The 18,151-nt window shown below is 73.6% G+C and carries 16 protein-coding genes; 8 read left to right on the top strand and 8 right to left on the bottom strand.

Going from position 1 to position 18,151, the window contains the following annotated elements:
* Position 1: 1 nt before the first annotated feature.
* The 5 genes from OIE51_RS04930 to OIE51_RS04910 all read left to right on the top strand — a co-directional run bounded on the left by OIE51_RS04930 (position 2) and on the right by OIE51_RS04910 (position 5,905).
* Positions 2–1,525, top strand: coding sequence for an MSMEG_0567/sll0787 family protein (locus tag OIE51_RS04930; protein WP_326595794.1), 1,524 nt, complete (start codon positions 2–4; stop codon positions 1,523–1,525).
* On the top strand, positions 1,522–2,403 hold the full coding sequence (locus OIE51_RS04925) for a carbon-nitrogen hydrolase family protein (RefSeq protein ID WP_326595792.1): 882 nt from the start codon (positions 1,522–1,524) through the stop codon (positions 2,401–2,403). The genes OIE51_RS04930 and OIE51_RS04925 overlap by 4 nt, the downstream gene beginning before the upstream one ends.
* Before the next feature lie 52 nt (positions 2,404–2,455).
* Entirely contained in the window at positions 2,456–3,286 is an 831-nt protein-coding gene (locus OIE51_RS04920; RefSeq protein WP_326595790.1) for a carbon-nitrogen hydrolase family protein, read from the top strand.
* Positions 3,283–4,371, top strand: a complete 1,089-nt coding sequence (locus OIE51_RS04915; protein ID WP_326595788.1) for an MSMEG_0565 family glycosyltransferase — start codon at positions 3,283–3,285, stop codon at positions 4,369–4,371. Before OIE51_RS04920 ends, OIE51_RS04915 begins: the two co-directional genes overlap by 4 nt.
* 367 nt (positions 4,372–4,738) lie before the next feature.
* Complete coding sequence (locus OIE51_RS04910; protein ID WP_326595787.1) at positions 4,739–5,905, top strand: DUF6801 domain-containing protein; 1,167 nt, start codon at positions 4,739–4,741, stop codon at positions 5,903–5,905.
* Positions 5,906–6,338: 433 nt separating this feature from the next.
* On the opposite strand, the gene OIE51_RS04905 is transcribed toward OIE51_RS04910, so the two are convergent.
* Positions 6,339–6,860, bottom strand: coding sequence for a PaaI family thioesterase (locus tag OIE51_RS04905; RefSeq protein WP_326595785.1), 522 nt, complete (start codon positions 6,858–6,860; stop codon positions 6,339–6,341).
* 51 nt (positions 6,861–6,911) lie between these two features.
* Here OIE51_RS04905 and OIE51_RS04900 point away from each other — a divergent pair, with 51 nt between their 5' ends.
* Entirely contained in the window at positions 6,912–7,379 is a 468-nt protein-coding gene (locus OIE51_RS04900) for a winged helix-turn-helix transcriptional regulator (RefSeq protein ID WP_326595783.1), read from the top strand.
* 518 nt (positions 7,380–7,897) lie between these two features.
* Here the strand turns inward: OIE51_RS04900 and OIE51_RS04895 are convergent.
* The 7 genes from OIE51_RS04895 to OIE51_RS04865 form a co-directional block, all read right to left on the bottom strand.
* Positions 7,898–11,101 carry an amidohydrolase family protein gene (locus OIE51_RS04895; protein WP_326595782.1) on the bottom strand — a complete coding sequence of 1,068 codons (3,204 nt, stop codon included), beginning with the start codon at positions 11,099–11,101 and terminating at the stop codon, positions 7,898–7,900.
* Positions 11,102–11,418: 317 nt separating this feature from the next.
* Positions 11,419–12,063, bottom strand: coding sequence for a Rid family hydrolase (locus OIE51_RS04890; RefSeq protein ID WP_326595781.1), 645 nt, complete (start codon positions 12,061–12,063; stop codon positions 11,419–11,421).
* A complete protein-coding gene (locus OIE51_RS04885; RefSeq protein ID WP_326595780.1) occupies positions 12,060–13,661 on the bottom strand; it encodes a flavin monoamine oxidase family protein in 1,602 nt (533 codons plus the stop codon). Before OIE51_RS04885 ends, OIE51_RS04890 begins: the two co-directional genes overlap by 4 nt.
* A 202-nt stretch (positions 13,662–13,863) precedes the next feature.
* Positions 13,864–14,271: a response regulator gene (locus OIE51_RS04880; RefSeq protein WP_326595779.1), complete on the bottom strand. Its 408-nt coding sequence runs from the start codon at positions 14,269–14,271 to the stop codon at positions 13,864–13,866.
* Entirely contained in the window at positions 14,268–15,785 is a 1,518-nt protein-coding gene (locus OIE51_RS04875) for a PAS domain-containing sensor histidine kinase (RefSeq protein WP_326595778.1), read from the bottom strand. The genes OIE51_RS04880 and OIE51_RS04875 overlap by 4 nt, the downstream gene beginning before the upstream one ends.
* Before the next feature lie 11 nt (positions 15,786–15,796).
* Positions 15,797–16,237, bottom strand: a complete 441-nt coding sequence (locus OIE51_RS04870; RefSeq protein WP_326595777.1) for an ATP-binding protein — start codon at positions 16,235–16,237, stop codon at positions 15,797–15,799.
* 154 nt (positions 16,238–16,391) lie between these two features.
* A complete protein-coding gene (locus OIE51_RS04865) occupies positions 16,392–17,060 on the bottom strand; it encodes a response regulator transcription factor (RefSeq protein WP_326595776.1) in 669 nt (222 codons plus the stop codon).
* Positions 17,061–17,253: 193 nt separating this feature from the next.
* Between OIE51_RS04865 and OIE51_RS04860 the strand changes: the two genes are divergently transcribed.
* Together OIE51_RS04860 and OIE51_RS04855 are read left to right on the top strand one after the other, a co-directional pair.
* On the top strand, positions 17,254–17,586 hold the full coding sequence (locus OIE51_RS04860; protein WP_326595775.1) for an STAS domain-containing protein: 333 nt from the start codon (positions 17,254–17,256) through the stop codon (positions 17,584–17,586).
* Positions 17,587–17,691: 105 nt separating this feature from the next.
* Positions 17,692–18,141, top strand: a complete 450-nt coding sequence (locus tag OIE51_RS04855) for a universal stress protein (RefSeq protein ID WP_326595774.1) — start codon at positions 17,692–17,694, stop codon at positions 18,139–18,141.
* Positions 18,142–18,151: the final 10 nt, after the last annotated feature.

Below are 18,151 nucleotides of genomic sequence, written 5' to 3'. Positions count from 1 at the left end.
CATGACCTCCAGGTCCCCGTCCCCCTCCTCGCTGTCCCCGCCCGCCCCGCCCTTCCCGCCCGTGGCGCTCTCCCACGACGTGGCCGACGTGGCGGGGGGCGCCGGGTCCGCCGCGCCGGACGGGAACGACGTCCTGCTGCTGCTCGGCGACCGCGCCACGCTGGCCCGCCAGCCCGGGTTCACCGTCGAACAGGCCGACGACGCCGCCACGTTGGCCACCTACCGGGCGCTGCGTCGGGACGTCTTCGTCCACGAGCAGGGCCTGTTCGCCGGGGACGACCTCGACGGCCGCGACGCCGACCCGCGCACCATCGTGCTCGTGGCCCGGGGCCGCGACGGCACGGTCCTCGGCGGCGTGCGGCTGGGACCCGTCGACGACGGGCCCGACATCGGCTGGTGGCACGGCGGCCGGCTGGCCGTCGCGCCCGCCGCCCGCCGGCTCGGCGGCATCGGCCCCGCCCTGGTGCGGGCCGCCTGCGCCCGCGCCGAGAGCGAGGGCGTGCTGCGCTTCGAGGCGACCGTGCAGCCGCGCAACCAGCGGCTGTTCACCCGCCTCGGCTGGCAGACCGTGCGCGAGGTGACCGCCGCCGGGACGCCGCACGTCCTGATGCGCAGCCCGATCCACCGCATCGCCGCCCAGGCCGGTGCGACCAAGTCGGCGCTCGGGCCGCTGCTGTCGGGCCTCGCGCCCGGCGGCCCCGGATTCGTCGGCGACGACGGCGCGCCGGTCCCCGGCAGCGACCTGATCGCCGCCTGCGACGCCATCGTGCCGTCGATGGTCGAACGCGACCCGGAGTGGGCGGGCTGGTGCTCGGTCCTGGTCAACGTCAACGACCTGGCCGCCATGGGCGCGACGCCCGTCGGGCTGCTCGACGCCCTCGGTGCCCGCAACGCTTCGCACGCCGCTCGTGTGCTGGCCGGACTCACCCGGGCCGCCGCCGCGTACGGCGTGCCGGTGCTCGGCGGGCACACTCAACTCGGCGTCCCGGCCGCCCTGTCGGTCACCGCCCTGGGCCGCACCGCGCACCCCGTGCCGGGCGGCGGTGGGCGTCCCGGGCACGCCGTGCGGCTCACCGCCGATCTCGCCGGCGGCTGGCGCCCCGGCTACCGGGGCCGTCAGTGGGACTCGACCACCCACCGGACGCCCGGTGAACTCCGGGCGCTGCTCGGCACGTTGTCCGACGCCCCGGTCGGCGCGCGCCCGGCCGCGGCCAAGGACGTGTCGATGGCCGGGATCGCCGGCACCCTCGGCATGCTGGCCGAGGCCGGCGGCTGCGCGGCCGTGCTCGACGTGGCGGCCGTGCCGCGGCCGGCGGGCGCGTCGGTCGGGGACTGGCTGACCTGCTTCCCCGGCTTCGCGCTGCTCACCACCGACCGGCCCGGCGCCCCCGCGCCCGGCGCGGGTCCGGCGGTGAGCGGCGTGTGCGGGGAGCTGACACCGGGCCGGGGCGTCGGGCTGCGCTGGCCCGACGGAGAAATCACGGAAGCGGTCACCGGGACGGTGACCGGAATGGGGACCGCATGAGCACCGTACGCATGGCCGCCGTCGCCGCCGAGTTCGGCCGCGACCTGGAGGAGGACTTTCGCGTCGTCGAGGGGCTGATCGACCGGGCCCGCGCGGACGGTGTCCAGCTCCTGGCGCTGCCCGAGGCGTGTCTCGGCGGCTACCTGCTGAGCCTGGACGACGACGCGGAGCTGGACGCGGGCCCGCCCGCGCTCGCCGCCGACGGCCCGGAGATTCGCCGATTGGCCGTGCTCGCGGGCGAGATGACCGTCGTCGCGGGCTACTGCGAGGCGGGGACGGACAGTCGGCGCTACAACAGCGTCGTCTGCGTCAGCGGGGACGGCGTGCTGGGCAACCACCGGAAGGTGCACCAGCCGTTGAGCGAGGACGCCAGCTACGCCTCCGGGGACCGCTTCCACGCCTTCGCCACCCCGGTCGGCCGGATCGGCATGATGATCTGCTACGACAAGGCGTTCCCCGAATCCGCCCGCGCACTGGCCCTGGACGGCGCCGAGATCGGCGTCTGCGTCTCCGCCTGGCCGGGCGCCCGCACCCAGCCATCCGCCGACCTGGCCGAGGACCGCTGGAAGCGGCGCTTCGATCTCTTCGACCGGGCGCGGGCGTTGGAGAACCAGATGGTGTGGCTGTCGGCCAACCAGTCGGGAACCTTCGGCTCGTTGCGCTTCGTCGGCAGCGCCAAGGTGGTCGATCCGGGCGGCGAGATCCTCGCCGAAACCGGCGTCACGGCCGGGATGGCGACCGCCGAACTCGACGTCACCCAGGCCCTGGAGACCGCTCGCCGCGCCATGGCCCACCTGCGCGACCGGCGCCCGGACGCCTACGTGGCGGAGAACGCCGTGTCCGGCACGCCCGTCGCCCCCATCGGATCCCCGGCATGATGGACCCCCCGCAGGGCAACCCGTCCCCACCGGCACTGGAAGGCAGACATACGTGATCCGGATCGCGGCCGTGGCCGCCCACTTCGGCCGCGACCTGGAGTTCGACCTGGCGCGCGTCGCCAAACTCATCGACGACGCGCGCAAGGAGGGCGCCGGGCTGCTCGTCCTGCCCGACGCCGCGCTGGGCGGCTATCTCGCGGACCTGCGCCACCCCGATCCCGACGCGCTGCCGCCCGCGCTCAAGCCGGATGACCCGCTGATCCACGAAATCGCCCGCCTGGCCGCCGAGATGGTCGTCTGCGTCGGCTACTGCGAGGACGGCGGCAACGAACGGTACAACGCCGCCGTCTGCGTCAGCGGCGACGGCGTGCTCGGCCGCCACCGCAAGGTCCACCTCCCGGCCGGCGAGACCGCCGCCTACACACCGGGCGACCGCTTCGACGCGTTCGACACCCCCGCCGGGCGCGTCGGCATGCTCATCGACTACGACAAGACGTTTCCCGAGTCGGCGCGCAGCCTCGCCCTGGACGGCGCCGAGATCCTCGCCTGCCTGTCCGCCTGGCCCACCAGCATCACCAACCGCGCGCCCCGCATGGCGCAGGACCGGCAGGCGAAGCTGTTCGACCTCTACGACCAGGCCCGTGCCGCCGAGAACCAGGTCGTCCTCGCCTCCTCCAACCAGACCGGCGCCATGGGCGGCATGCGCTTCCTCGGCCAGGCCAAGGTGGTGGGCCCGGGCGGCGACATCCTCGCCCGCACCTGGGCCAAGGCGGGACTCGCGGTGGCCGAGGTGGACATCGCCGCCGAGATCGAGCGCGCCCGCCGCGTCCTGCGTCACCTGGACGAGCGGCGCCCCGCCACGTACCGGGGGACCGCGTCGTGAGGATCGCCCTGCTGAGCTACTCGACGAAGCCGCGCGGCGGCGTGGTCCACACCCTGGCGCTGGCCGAGGCGCTCGCCGCGGCCGGGCAGGACGTCACCGTCTGGACTCTCGGCCGCGGCGGCGACCAGGCGTTCTTCCGCCGCGTCGACCCGGCCGTCCGGCAGCGGATCGTTCCCTTCCCGGACGGCCCGTCGGAGGAGACGGTCGGGGAGCGCGTGCTGCGCTCGATCGCCACGCTGCGCGCGGCGTTCGACCCGGCGCCGTACGACATCACGCACGCCCAGGACTGCATCAGCGCCAACGCCGTGGACCGGTGCGTCCGGACGGTCCACCACATCGACCACTTCACCACCCCCGAGCTGGCCGCCTGCCACGAGCGGGCCCTCACCACCCCGTACGCGCACGTCTGCGTCTCGCGCACGGTCGCCGCCGAACTCGCCGACGGCTGGGGCCTCAAGGCCGAGGTCATCCCCAACGGCGTGGCGTTCGAACGGTTCTCCGCCGCGGCCGAGGACGGCGCCGGCCGGGCGGCGTGGGGCAGCCGCATCGGCCGCCGCTACGTGCTGTCGGTCGGCGGTATCGAACCCCGCAAGGGCTCGCTGGATCTGCTGGAGGCGTACGCCTTGCTGCGCGAACGCCGCCCGGACGTGCGGCTGGTGATCGCGGGCGGCGAGACGCTCTTCGACTACCGTGACTACCGGACCCGTTGGGAGGCACGGGCGGCCGAGCTGGGCGTCGAGCCGCTGATCCTGGGCGCGGTTCCCGACGACGAACTCCCCACGCTGGTCGCGGCGGCCGACGCCTTCGCGTTCCCCTCCGTCAAGGAGGGCTTCGGCCTGGCCGCGATGGAGGCCCTGGCCGCCCGCGTTCCGCTCGTCGTCCGTGATCTGCCCGTGCTCCGCGAGGTGTTCGGCGACGCGGCCCGCTTCGCGGCCACCCCCGAAGCGCTCGCCACGGAGCTCGACCACGCCTTCGGCGCGCCCGACCCGGCCCGCCGCGCGGCGGGCCGGGCCCTGGCCGCCCGCCACACCTGGGCGGAGGCGGCCCGCCGCCACCTGGCGTTCTACCGGTCGCTGCTCGCCTGACCGTCCGCTGTGTGAGTGAGGCAGGGGGGCACCTCGCCGCGCTACCCTTCGGTCCGCGCACCGTGTCCGCCGCCTGTCTCGTCGTGCCTGCCGGTCCGGGAGCACGCGCTCCCGGCACAGGCCAGCCAGTCGGGCATCGCCCCGGCACGGTGACGACACACCGGCCCGGCACGGTGACGACACACCGGCCCGGACCGTATTGCTCACCGGCGCACAGGAATGCGTCGTTCGACAATCCGGACCGAGGGATCGCGGGCGCGCGTCTTGACCACGGGAAAACGCGACTCCTAGCTTGTCGGGCGCGGGCCGGAGCCTTTTCCGCCCGTTCCCGTGCCATTCCGCCGAGAACAGGGAAAGAAAGGCGCTCATGGAGTTATCCAGAAAGAGATCACGGGTCCTCAGAGGTGCGACGGGGCTGCTGGCCACCGCTCTGTTCGCGACCGCGTCGCTGCCGCTCACCGCCGGTGCCGCGCACGCCGAACCCGTTTCCCGGTCGCTCCCATATCTGTGCACGATGCCGCTGGTGGGCGCCCGTCCCGCCACCGCCGTATTCGAGGTGGATGTTCCCACCGGCATCGTGACCGGTGAGCCGGTGACGATCGGCGTCGACGGCGAGCTGACGCTCGACGCCACCACCAGCCAGGCCATGCGGATCGTGAACGCCGTCACTCTCGAAGGCTCGGCCGTCGCCCATCTGACGGTGGAGGCCCCGGAGGGTTCCCTTCCCCTCGACGTGCCCCTGACGCTGCCGTCGGCCGATGTCCCGCCCGGGCCGCCGTATGTGCCGACCGTCATACCGATCGACGGCGGTTCGGCCGAGGTGATCTTCACGGAGCCCGGTCCCGCCTCCCTCATCGCGGGGAGCCTGACCCTGACCCTGACGCCGCGCCAGGCGGACTGGAGCCTCACCGGTCTCGGCACGTTCCAGTCGGAGTGCGCGCTCCAGGCCGGCCAGGACAATGTCCTGGCCACGTTCGAGATTGGCCCGGGCGACCCCGGCCCCCAGCCCGGCGATGTCACGCTCTCCTATGAGTGCGCCCTCCCGCTGATCGGTCGGCAGCCGGTGACCGCGACCTTCCGGCCCGAGGGCCCGGCCACGGTCGAGGTCGGCCGTCCAGTCAGCTTCGGTGCCGGTGTCTCGGCGACGTTCGACGACGAGATGACGCATCAGATGTTCCGGATGGTGAACGCCACCACGGTCGACGCCGCCGGGACGGCCGCTCTGGCGGTGGACGGCCCGCGGCGTGACGACTTCGCGTCCTTGGGGTCGCTGAACCTGGACCGGATCGTCCTCCCACCGGGTCCGCCCTACACGGCGCTCGGCACCGACGGCCGTCTCTCCGCCACGGATGTCACCTTCGCGCGGCGCGGGCCCGGCGAGGTCAGCGTCGGCGCGCTGATCCTGACGATGGTCGCGTCGCGGGCCGACGGCACTCTGTCGGGCCTCGGCGTGTTCGGCGTGCCGTGCACGCAGGACCCGGACCAGGACAACGTGCTGACGGCGTTCGACGTCGTCCGGGCGACCGGCGCGTGAGCGACCGCCCGGCGGCGCCAGGCACGCCGTCGTTCGAGGTCGGGGACGGCCGCGGTGATGCCCGGGTGGTAGCCGGTTCGCGTCAGGGCGCGCTGAAGGACGCGGCTCCGCCGGCGGGTCGCGGTGAGGGCGTCCAGCGATTCCGGGGGCGGCGAGGGAGACCGTGAGGTCCGGATCGGGCAGGCCCGCCGTTTCGGCGCCGGCCGTGATCACCGGCCGGCGCGGCGGGCCGAGGCGGCCGGTCGGGCGGCGCGGACCGTTTCGGCGAGCAGGGTGCCGGCGGCGGGCCCAGAGCGTTCGGTGATGCTGCGTGCGGCTCGTGAGGTTGTCGGCCCGGTGCTCGTGGGTCCGGGGTGCTCGTGGGTCCGGGGTGCTCGCGGGTCCGGGGTGTTCGTGGGTCCGGGGCCGGAGTCCGGGGGGTGTGACGGCTCGCTCAGCCGCCCAGGATCAGGCAGGTGCTCGACGCGGTGGCGAGGACCTTGCCGTCGGCGCTCCGGACGTCACCCTCGGCGAACGCCACCCGGCGGCCCGGCTTGGTGACCCAGCCGTGGGCGCGCAGCTCCGCGCCGGAGTGGACCGGGCGCAGGTAGTTCACCTTGATCTCGATCGAGGTGTACCCGGTGCCGACCGGCAGCGTCGACTGCACGGCGCAGCCGGCGACGGTGTCGAGCAGGGTGCAGACCAGGCCGCCGTGGATCAGGCCGATCGGGTTGTAGGCGCTCTCGTCCGGCGTGCAGACGAAGACCACTTCGCCTTTTTCGGCGCTGTGGAAGCGCATGCCGAACAGCTCGGCGATCGGGGGCGGCGGCAGCTCGCCGGCCGCCATGGCCCTGAGATGGTCGAGGCCCGACATCTGGGCGCCGGCCTCGGCGGTGACCCGAGGGTCGTACCAGGTGATCGTTTTGCTACGCGGGCTGCCCCAGGACTCGGGCACGGCGCTCTCGTCGGCGGACATGCGACGACGGTAGCATCTGAGTTCGGAAAGCGAATCCAGAGGGGAGTGTGAATGCCGCCACGTATCTGCTCGGTGGCCAGAGCGCTGGAAGTCGTCGGCGAGCGCTGGTCGTTGCTCGTGCTGCGCGAAGTCTTCCTCGGAGTACGGCGGTTCGGGCCGATCCGGGAGGCCACGGGCGTGCCGCGCGCCGTGCTGGCCGAGCGGCTGCGCGACTTGGTGGCGGCGGGCGTGCTGGACCGGCGGGAGTACCGGGAGCCGGGCGCCCGGGTCCGCCACGAGTACCATCTGACCTCTGCGGGACAGGAGTTGCAGCCGGTGCTCTTGGCGCTCATGCGGTGGGGCGACCGGCATCTGGCCGGAGCCGAGGGCCCGCCGCTTGAGCTGCGGCACGCGGACTGCGGCGGCCGGGTCCGGACCGCGCTGGTCTGCGAGGAGGGTCACACGCTGCCGGACAACGGGGCCGGACTGCGGCCGGTGCAGCGCGTCGGCGGGCCGGGCCCGTTCTTCGGATCTTCCTGAACCGGATCGCCGCTCGCTGATGGCCGAGTGCGGCGCGGGCGCCGTCATGGAGGTCCACCACATGCCGCGCGACATCCGCGACGGCGTCCTCGGCCCGGACGACCTCGACCACCTGCCCCCGGGGCCGGCGCGACCCGGCGCACTTCACCCGGTACGAGGAGACCGTCGTCCGCCTCCTCGCCCCGCGCGCGAGCCCATCACCCCGGCCCGCGCCACCGAGTGGGCCGGGGCCTACTGGCGGCGGGCCGGTCGGGCGAGGTCGTCGGAGCGGTCCGCCGCTGGCGGGAGCTCCTCAACGCGACCGGAACGGGACCCGGCCCGCTGTATCGCGTCTACCACGCCGGGTTCCCGGACGCCCCGTACGAGGAGGTCGGCCTCCTCGGCCACCACGAGGCGATCAGCGGCACGATCGCCGCCAAGATCCCCGGCTTTCCGGCAGGTTCGCCGGAGCCGGGGATCCGAGCCGGGGGGACCGAACCGCGCGCCCTCGCCGGCGGGCGCGCCCGCCGGCGAAGCCGTCAGTGGCCCGGGTCGCAGCAGCTCTCGCGGCGCATCAGATGGCCCACTTCCGCCCAGGCGGCCCAGTCGGCCGCGTCCCGCGCCACCCTGACGTCCGCGAACGCGCCGACCAGATCGGTCTGTTCGAACGGCACGCCGCCGCGCAGCACGGACTCGGTGTGCACCAGGGAGTCGAAGTCGGTGAACGGGTCGCCGTCCACCACCGTCATGTCGGCCAGCTTCCCCTCCGTCAACGTACCCAGGTCGCCGTCCGCGCCGAAGACCCGCGCGGGCAGCGCGGTCGCCGTCCGCAGCGTCTCGAACGGCGACAGGCCCGCGCGGTGCAACGCCCGCAGCCCCAGATGGAGATGGAGACCCACCGGGACCAGCGGCTGGTCGGTGCCCAGCGCGACCAGGCCGCCGCCCGCCAGCAGGCGGCGGTAGACGGCCGTCTCCGTGTCCAGCGCGGCCAGTTGGGCGGCGGTGGGCGGCACCGCCGCCTGCCCGCGCACCAGCGTGATGTCCCAGGGCGGCATCAGGGTGGTGACCCGGGGGTCCTGGGCCAGCGCCGGATCGGCGCCCAGCAGCGCCAGCGCCGTGAACGGGGTGGCGATCAGCCGGAAGTCGGTGGCCGTGTAGATCTCCGCCACGTCCTGGTACGCGCGCCCGGTCACGGAGGTCGCGTGCCCGAACTCAAGGCGTTGCGTCGCCTGGAGATGCGTCGTCAGGTCCTGCCCGAGCTGAACACCCGGCGAGCACAGGTGGCTTCCGGTCCGCACCCCGAGCCGGTCGTGGGCGAACGCGGCGGCCTCCGCCATCACCCAGCCCGGTGCGCGGACATACGTCTTCACGAAGTCCCAGTCGAGAGCCTCCGCCCGCTCCAGCGAGCGGCGCAGACCGTCCCTGGTCCGGTGTGCCCGGCCCATGCTGTACGCGACGCGGGCGCCGTCCAGCAGTTCCCCGGTGGCCAGCAGGCGCGGCCCGGCCAGGGCGCCCGAGGCGATCGCCTCGCGCAGCCGGGCCTGTTCGTAGGCGAAGCCGCCGAGCGAGACCGACGTCGTGATGCCGTACGCGAGTTGGAGCGCGGTCTGCCGTCCGCCGTAGGTGCTCTGCCAGGGGTGGATGTGGGAGTCCCACAGACCGGGGATGACCGTGCGGGCGGACGCGTCCACGAGCCGGCCGGCGGTGCGGCCCGCGCGGTGCGGCTCGACGGCGGTGACCCGCCCCTCCCGCACCACGACGTCCACGTCCTCGCGGACCGTCTCGTCCGTGCCGTCCCAGAAGCGGCCCGCCCGGACCACCACGTCGGCCGGGGCCGGCCGGCGGTAGGTGAGGGAGAGCCGGACGGTCCTGGGCGGGCCGCCGTCCACGCCGATGGTCCGCAGCCGGCCCGCCGACAGGTACAGCAGGGTGCGCGCGTCGCCGGACCAGGAGGGGTGGTCGGCGGGCTCGTCCGTCAGCCGGCGCGGCTCGCCGTCCGGACCGCCGTCCGCGCGGACGGGCAGCAGCCACAGCGCGGACTCCGCGACCACGGCCATCCAGCGGCCGTCCGGCGACCAGACCGGGCCGGAGTCGTAGCGGTCGGACAGGGAGGTGTGGGCGCCGATGGCGTGCAGCGTGGCGGCGCCGGTGTCCGTGTCCACGACGCGGATGAGGTTGTAGCCCTCGCGGAAGCGCTGGTTGAGGCGGTTCCGGTCGCACAGCGCGACGCGGCGGCCGTCCGGTGACCAACTCGGGCGGCCGGGCAGCCCGCCACCGCCGAGCGGCGCGGCCAGGGCGCGTTCGGTGCCGGAGGCGAGGTCGCGCACCACGAGGTTGCCGGACATGTCGAGGCACGCCAGCCGCGAACCGTCCGGCGAGAGCGCCGGGAACACCCGCCCGCCCGAGGCGAGTTCGGTCTCCTCCCCGGTGGCGAGGTCGCGGCGGCGGACGGCGAACAGCCCGTCGCGGTCGTCCGCGTAGACCAGCGCCCGGCCGTCGGCCGTCCAGGTCGGGCCCAGCACATAGCGGGTCGGATCGGCGTCCAGCACCTTGCGCGGCCGGGTTCCACCGGAGACCGGCGCGATCCAGAGGGAGTTGAGCGCGGCGAACGCCACCTCGCGGCCGTCGGGCGAGAGCGCGGGCAGATGCGGGGCGCGCACGGTGTGCCGCCCGCCGGCCGCGAAGTCATAGGTCTTGGCCCGGTACCGGTGCCGCCGCACGGGCAGGGCGGCGGTGAACGGGATGGCGTCCCGCTCGCCCGGCGCCGCCGGGCGCACGACGCGGAACTCGCCGTCCACGGTGGCCAGCAGAGCATCGGCGGAGATCCAGCGCACCGGCACCGGCTCCACGTCGCCGCCCACCTCCAGCGGGGTGCCGTCCACCACCAGGACGCAGGAGGTGGCGGGCGCCGCCGTGGTCCGCAGATGGGCGAGCCGCCCGGTGGGGGAGAGGGCCGGGGCCATCACCTGGAACCCGGCGGCCTCGGTGTGCGCGGTCTCCACCGGACCCGAGCCGTCGGCCGGGACGGAGACGACGGTCCTGGCCTGGAGCGCGGGCGGGATGCCGGTGAGGGCGGCGCGGACGAAGAAGATCCGGCGTCCGTCCGGCGACCAGGCCGGGTCGAAATCCTCCCAGGCGCCGTCCTGGAGCGGACCGGCCTGGCCGGGCAATCCGGTGACGCGGGTGTTCTCGCCGGAACGGGTGTCGTGGATCCAGATCCGGTAGGGGCTGCCGGTCACGGTGTCGCCGCCGCGCTCGGAGCAGAACGCGATCCGCGTGCCGTCCGGCGACCAGCTCGGCGCCCGGTCGTCGAACGGCCCGTCCGTGAGCTGCCGCAGCCCCGAGCCGTCCGGCCGCATCGTCCAGACGTGAAACCCGCCGCCCCGGTAGGCGCAGAACGTCAGCAATCCGCCGTCCGGCGAGAACTGCGGGCGGTTGGGCTCCAGTTCGGCGTCGGTGAGGGGCGTGGCCGCGCCACCGTCGCGCGGCACGGACCACAGGACGTTCTGCACCTCGGCGATCAGCCGGTCCCCCGCCGGGGACAGGGTGGCGGCGCCGTTGGTGGCGGCGGTGAAGGAGAGGGTGACGGACGAGCCGGCCGCGCCGCCCTCGGCGGCGGTGGCCGCCGCCGGGCTGAGCGCGGGCACGGTCACGGCGGCGCCGGCCGTCACCGTGGCGGCGCGCAGGAAGCCGCGCCGCGAGAGGTCGTGGGGAGGGGCGGCTGGGGTTTCTGAGGTGTCCAACGGAACGGGTCTCCCAGAAGAAGAAGGTGCGCGATGTGGGGGTGGCGAGTCGGCAGCCTAGGACCTCGTCGACCGGGCGCGTCGGATCAACCCGCCGTCCCGCCGGGGAGGTCGGTGGCCCGAGAAGTGGCCGATGAGAAGGTCCCCCGGACGAGGTGAGCGGTTGTGGCGGTCGCGTGAGGGCGCCGGATCACCCGGACGGGCGACCGCGCGGCCCCCGGGGGGGCGGATGCGGGGCGTACCGGGGCGGACGCCGGGGGGACGCGGGTGCGGAGCCGGGGTCGCCGGCCCCGCACCCACATCATCACAACGGTGGGTCAGCGGGGGTTGTCGTAGGTGGCGGTCACTTCCACCTCGACGAGCCAGCCGGGCACGGCCAGCGAGACGACCTCCATGGTCGCCCGCGCCGGGCGGGCCGCGTTCTCCACGAGCGGCGGCTCGGGCGCCGAGGTACCCATCGGGACGGGCACGACCTCCTCCGTCACCAGGTCGACGTTCGCGAAATACTGCCGGTACGCGCGGTTCCAGCCCGCGTAGTCGGCCGTCGCCGCGCCCGGCGGCGCCATCAGATAGCACTTCATGGTGACGACGTCCTCCGGCTTCAACCCGGCCGCCTGGAGGTTGCTGACGATGTTGCGCAGCACCACCAACGCCTGGGCCTCGGTCACGGTGACGCCCTGCGCGCCCTCGGTGAGCGCCGGATCGGTCCACCGCTCGGGCGAGTTGACCGGGGCCGAGGGGTTGAGGGCGGTGGGGCCGAGGCCGCTGCTCTGATAGAACGCGACCTCGGATCCGGTGGCCACGCCGTTGGCGATGGCCGGGTTGCTCTGCCCCTGCGGCAGCATGACGCGCACCTCGTGCGGGCGCGGCAGCCAGTCCCGCGCGTCGGCGACGGCGGTGGCGCCGACCAGCAGCACGCCGCTGGCGCCGAGCGCCGTGATGATCCTGGTCCGTCGCTTCACGCGGCCATCACCCTCTCGTGGATGTTCGTGACGACCCGGCGGGCGGAGGTGAACGCCCCGTGCTGCCAGGCGATGACGTGGCTGAGCCAGTCACCGGCGAAGTAGACGTGCCCGGCCGGCTCGTTGAGCAGCCGGTACTCGGGGCCGCTCTGGGAGGGCCAGCCCACCCAGCCGCCCTCGATGAACGGGGTGCGGTGCCACGCCACGCTGAAGGAATGGTCCAGCTCCGTGCGGTACTTGTCGCCGTGGATCCGCACGCCGCGACTGACCGCGCGGGCCTCGCGCTCGGCGTGGGACAGGCCGCTGTAGGCGACCGCGTTCGCCCCGAAGTTGTAGTAGCCGATGAGGGTGCCGCGGCGGCCCTGGTAGCCGTAGGAGGGATACCAGATGGTCGACAGATCGGTGTCGGTCGGCGTGATGCCGCCGTAGATGTGCTCGTCCTTCTCCCACCAGCGACTGCGGTACTCCAGACCGATCTTGCCCACCGGGGTCGGCACGGCGTAGCGGAGCGCGGCGGTGACATCCGTGCCGAGGTTGTGCTCGACGCGCGCCATGACCTGGGGCGGGATCGCCGCCACCACGAAGTCGGCGAGCTCGGTCCTGGTCCGGCCGTGCGCGTCACGCCAGGTGACCTCGGCGCCGTCGTCCAGGTTCCGCACGGAGGTGGCCTGGGCGCCGTAGGTGATGCGCTGGTCGCCGATCTCCTGGGCGAGGGCGCGCGGGATGGCGTCCATGCCGCCGACCGGCTGGAACATCAGCATGGCCTGGTCGTAGCCGAGTTCGAAGGAGAAGCGCTGTCCCACTCCGCTCGCGATGACGTCGGAGAGGGAGGGTGGCGGGCCGAGCGGGGTGCCCGCCTCGAAGGCGGCGCCGGGTTCCACGGAGTAGCCGCGGCGGTCGGTGCCGGTGTAGGCCCAGTTGTCCGCGCGCCCCTTGATGGCACCGAAGCTCTGGAGGAACGCCAGCAGGCGCTCCTTGTCCTGGCCGGTGAGGGTCTGGTCGAGGGCGCCCTGGTCGGTCGCCTTGGCGAGCAGCTCGGAGACATAGCCGTAGACGTCGGCCTTGGCGGTGCGCCAGCGCACCGGCTGTCCGGCGAGCGCGGCGCTGTTCTCGTGGTGGATGTAGGCGTTGGCGTTCTGGTTGGTGAACACCTCAAGGGGTACGCCGAGTTCGCGGCAGTACTCCATCGTCACGTGGGACTGCGGCAGGCGGGCCGGGCCCGCGTTCATGTACTGGCCGTCGGAGAAGGACGCCCGCTGGGTCCGGCCGTCGAGGTCGGTTTCCCCGGTGCCACCGCGGACCGTCCAGTTACGGCCGCCGGGGCGGTCCTTCGCTTCGAGAACGCGGCAGTCGTACCCGGCCTTGCGGAGCTCATAGGCCGTGGCGAGGCCGGCGATGCCGGCCCCGAGTATGACCACCTTCTTGCTGGTGCGTCCGGAGAGAGTGAAGTCGCCGCGTCGCGGTGGGCTGTACGCCTCCGCGTGGGCCTCGGGAACTGGTGCCAGCCCCAACGCGCCCATCGTGGAGTACAGCACTCCGGCGCCACCCGCGACTCCCACCGATCTCAGGAAGTCGCGGCGGGAAGCTTCCGCCACCATCTGTCGCTCCTTGCCCGCGACTCCACAGCGCGGACGCCGGAGCCGCGTATTTCCGTACGTTCCGGCCATGTGGGGGGAGGTGTGGAAGTGGCCGGCTGTGCTCCAAGAGGCTCCGTCAGGAGTGTTACGCACGCATGCCGATGACGTATCTGTGTCATGAGCGATACGAGCGACGCACGTGACACTGCGTCGGCCCGTCGGGTCAGCGTGCGACGCCGGAGCGGCCGAGTCGGCGAACGGCGGCCACGATCTCCGTGTTGGGGACGCCCTTCAGCAGGTATTCCGTCACCCCGAGGTCCCGCATCTCGTCGATCGCGCCGAGATCGGCGTAGGCCGAGAACGTCAGGATGCGGGTGCCGGGGGAGCGCCGCATGATCTCGCGGGCCACCCTCGCCCCGCCGCCGCCCGGCATCCTGACGTCCACGACGGCGACCGCCGGCCGGTGCAGCGCCGCGAGCGCGATGGCCTCGTCGGTATCCGCCGCGACCCCGACCACGTCGAAGTCCGGCTCCTCGCACAGCACTTCGCTCAGTGCCTCGCGGATCATCCCGTCGTCGTCACAGACCAGGACGCGCAGCCGCTCCGAAGTCTCCTGTTTCGCTGTATTCATGACTGACCGTCAGAGGATGGTGCGGTGGACCCGGCCGGGTCACCGGGCGGCGGGATGGGCAGCCAGAACTCGACGGTGGTGCCGCCGCCGGGCTCACCGTGCATGGTCCACCAGCCGTCGGCGGTCTCGGCCCGCTCGCGCATCTCGATCACGCCGAAGTGCTCGCGCCCGGTCGGCGGATCCAGCGGCGAGGCGAGACCGACGCCGTCGTCGGTGACGCGCGTCAGCACCCCGTGGCCGGCCGGCGCGAGCGACACCTTGACCATGCTCGCGCGGGCGTGCTTGTGCACGTTGATGAGTGCCTCCTGGCAGATGCGGAAGATGGTGATGGCTGTCTCGGTCGGCACTTCCCACTCCAGGGTGTGCTCGAACGCGTGACGCAGGCCCCACCCGGTCACCACCTCGCCCAGATAGGCCCCCAGCGCCTCAGCCAGCCCGTGCCGGTCGATTCCCGGCGGTCGCAGCCGGAAACTGAGGTCCCGCAGCCGGCCGACCGCGCCGCTCACCGACTCGTCGAGTCGGCGCACCTGCCCCAAGAGCTCCGGCGGCACCCGATTGGCCAGGAGCTGCAGTCGCATGCCGACGGCCACCATGGACTGGATCGAGTCGTCGTGGACGTCCCACGCGATCCGGCGCCGCTCCAGTTCCTGCGCCTCCACCAGATGCGCCAGCAGCCGCCGCCGCTCGGTCAGGACCCGTTCGGCCGTGCGGCGTTCGGTCAGGTCGCGGGTGACTTTGCCGAAGCCGCGGAGTCGGCCGGTTTCGTCGAAGAGGGCGGTGATGATGACGTTGGCCCAGAAGCGGGTGCCGTCCTGGCGGATGCGCCAGCCTTCGTCCTCGAAGCGGCCTTCGGCGGTGGCGGTCACGAGTTCGCGGCGGGGTTTGTCGGCGGCTTTGTCCTCGGGCGGATAGAAGACGGAGAAGTGCTGTCCGATGATCTCGTCGGCGGTGTAGCCCTTGATGCGTTCGGCGCCCAGGTTCCAGCTCACGATGTGGCCGTCGGTGTCGAGCATGAAGATCGCGTAGTCCACAACGCTCTGCACCAGCAGCCGGAAACGCTCCTCGCTCTCCCGCAGTGCCTCCTCGGCCGTGCGGCGTTCGGTCAGGTCGCGGGTGACTTTGCCGAAGCCGCGGAGTCGGCCGGTTTCGTCGAAGAGGGCGGTGATGATGACGTTGGCCCAGAAGCGGGTGCCGTCCTGGCGGATGCGCCAGCCTTCGTCCTCGAAGCGGCCTTCGGCGGTGGCGGTCACGAGTTCGCGGCGGGGTTTGTCGGCGGCTTTGTCCTCGGGCGGATAGAAGACGGAGAAGTGCTGTCCGATGATCTCATCGGCGGTGTAGCCCTTGATGCGTTCGGCGCCCAGGTTCCAGCTCACGATGTGGCCGTCGGTGTCGAGCATGAAGATCGCGTAGTCCACAACGCTCTGCACCAGTAGGTGAGGGGCGGGCGGGGAGGAATCCGCTCCGGCCCGCTGGGTGTGCTCGTCCGGCTGCTGGCGTTGGGGGGCACCGCGCATACCGTAGAGCTTTACACGACCGAGCCGGTCCCCGGCACGGGCCGGCCGCCGACGCTCCCCTCCTGGTCCGCTGAGGTCAGCTCGCACCAGACGACCTTCCCCCTGGCCAGCGGGGAGCTGCCCCAGTCGGCCGCGAGCCGGTCGATCATCCGCAGGCCGAGCCCGCCACCGGCCGGACCCGGCGCCCTGGGCACCGGGCGCGCGGGGCTGTCGTCGCTCACCTCGACCCGGACCCGGCCCGGCGTGCCGACCATGCGCAGCACCGGGGCCCCGTGGCCGTGCCGCAGGGCGTTGGAGACCAGCTCGGAGACGACGAGAACGACATCCTCGTGGCGTCCCCGGTACTCGTGCCGGATCAGTGTCCGGCGGGCGAACTCCCGGGCGTGTGCCGCGCTGCCGCCGTCCTCGGGCAGATCGAGCGCGACGTCGTAGGCCGGAGACGGGAGTTCCACGAGGGCACTCTGCGGCATCGGCGGGCCGCTGGCGAGACGCACGGGGCCTACCCGGGATGGTGCGGATGCGAGGCCGTGTCTGGTGCGTTCGCACTACGCGGCGCCGCCCGTAACCCCCCGCCCGCGCCCCCACCCCCGCCCGCGAGCCGCCGCGTCAGTCGAGCAGCCCGTCGCGGCGCGCGATCGCCACCGCTTCCAGCTTCGAGCGAGCGCCGATCTTCTCCAGCACCCGCTGCACATGGTTGCGCGCCGTGTTGTGCGCCACGCCGAGCCGCTCCCCGACCTGCGCGGTGCTCAGCCCCTCGGCCAGCAGCAGCAGGGTCTCCCGCTCCCGGCCGGTCAGCGTCGCCCCGGCGGTGGGCACCCGCCCGGTCAGCCGGTCCAGGATGCCGCTGAGCAGCCCCGGCGCGAACACCACCTCACCGGCCGCCACCTGCCGCACGGCCGCCTCCAGTTCTTCCAGCCGCCCGGACTTCAGCACCAGCCCCGCGCCCCCGGCCTCCACCACCCGCGTCGCCACCGACGCCGTCGCCTCGCCCGTCAGCACCAGCACCCGGGCCGACGCGGCGGCCTCCATCAGCCGGCCGATCGCCGCTATCCCGTCCCCGTCCGGCAGTCGGCGGTCCAGCACCACCACGTCCGGCCGGCAGTGGCGGGTGTCCGCGAGCGCCGCGGCGATCGAACGGGACCGCGCCACCACCGTCATGCCCGCCGCCCGGTCCAGCGCCTGGCCGATCGCCTCCGCCACCATGTCGTGGTCCTCGACCAGCACCACCCGGATCGGCTGTCCCTCGGACGGCGTCGGTGTCGGCGTTGGCGGCATGAACGGGGTCCCTCGGCAGTGGGCGGTGCGAGCGCAAACGCCTCGATCGTAACCGCCGGACCGGCCGTTGCTCCCGGGCGGCGTACGCGCCGGACCGCGCGCGGCCCTTTCACGCCGCCGCCCTGCGCTTCCCGGCTCCCAGCCGCTACTGTCGGACCGGCCGGCCGATCCCCAGGGCGAAGGTGAGGTGCCGATGACAGCCGTCGACGCGTTCCACACCACCGTCTTCTCGATAGAGGGCCGGGTCACCGTCGGCGCCGTGGGCGAGATCGACTTCGCCACGCTGCCCCGCCTGCGCCTCGCGCTGGCCGCCGCGCTGGACACCGGGCCGCGGTCGGTGGAGGTGGACCTCTCCGGGGTCTCGTTCTGCGACTGCGCCGGGGTGAACGTGCTGCTGTGGGCGCGGCAGCGGGCCCGGGCCGAGGGCACCCCGTTCCGTGTGACCGGCACCGGGGCGCCCGTCGTCGCCAGGATCTTCCACCTGCTGGACATCGATCACCTGCTGGGGCTGGACCCGGCCCGCTGAGAATGCTCTGTTCCGGCGCACCCGCGCACCGGCCTTTGTCAGCGCGCCACAACATCCGCCCCGGGACCCCGTCCGGTCGCCGGGGGGCGATTAGGGTGAGCTGCCATGACCGCTTATGACACCGTCGTCGTCGGGACCGACGGCTCCAAGTCATCGTTCGCGGCGGTGGAGCGCGCAGCCCTCGTCGCCGCCGTGTGCGGGGCCAAGTTGGTCGTCCTGTGCGCCTACCGGCCGCTGGGCCGCTCGGAGTCCATGGCCGCCCAGGACGTGCTCCGCGACGAGGCATACCACGTGATGGGCTCCGCCCCCGCCGAGGAAACCCTGCGCACAGCCCGGGAGAAGGCGGCCGTCGCCGGCGTGATCGACGTCGAGGCCATCGCCGTCGAGGGCGATCCGGTGCCCAATCTGCTGAAGGCCGCCCGGAAGCGTGGCGCGGGCCTGATCGTCGTGGGCAACCGGGGCCTGAACACCCTCACGGGGCGCATCCTCGGCTCGGTGCCGGCCGAGGTGGCCCGCAAGGCGGACGTCGACGTATTGATCGTGCACACCACGTGACAGGAGCGTC

This window comes from Streptomyces sp. NBC_01803 (genome assembly GCF_035917415.1).
In the GTDB taxonomy this organism is placed as follows: Bacteria; Actinomycetota; Actinomycetes; order Streptomycetales; family Streptomycetaceae; genus Streptomyces.
Note: the sequence above shows the minus strand (reverse complement) of the source record. Positions and strands in the feature narration are given on the sequence as shown.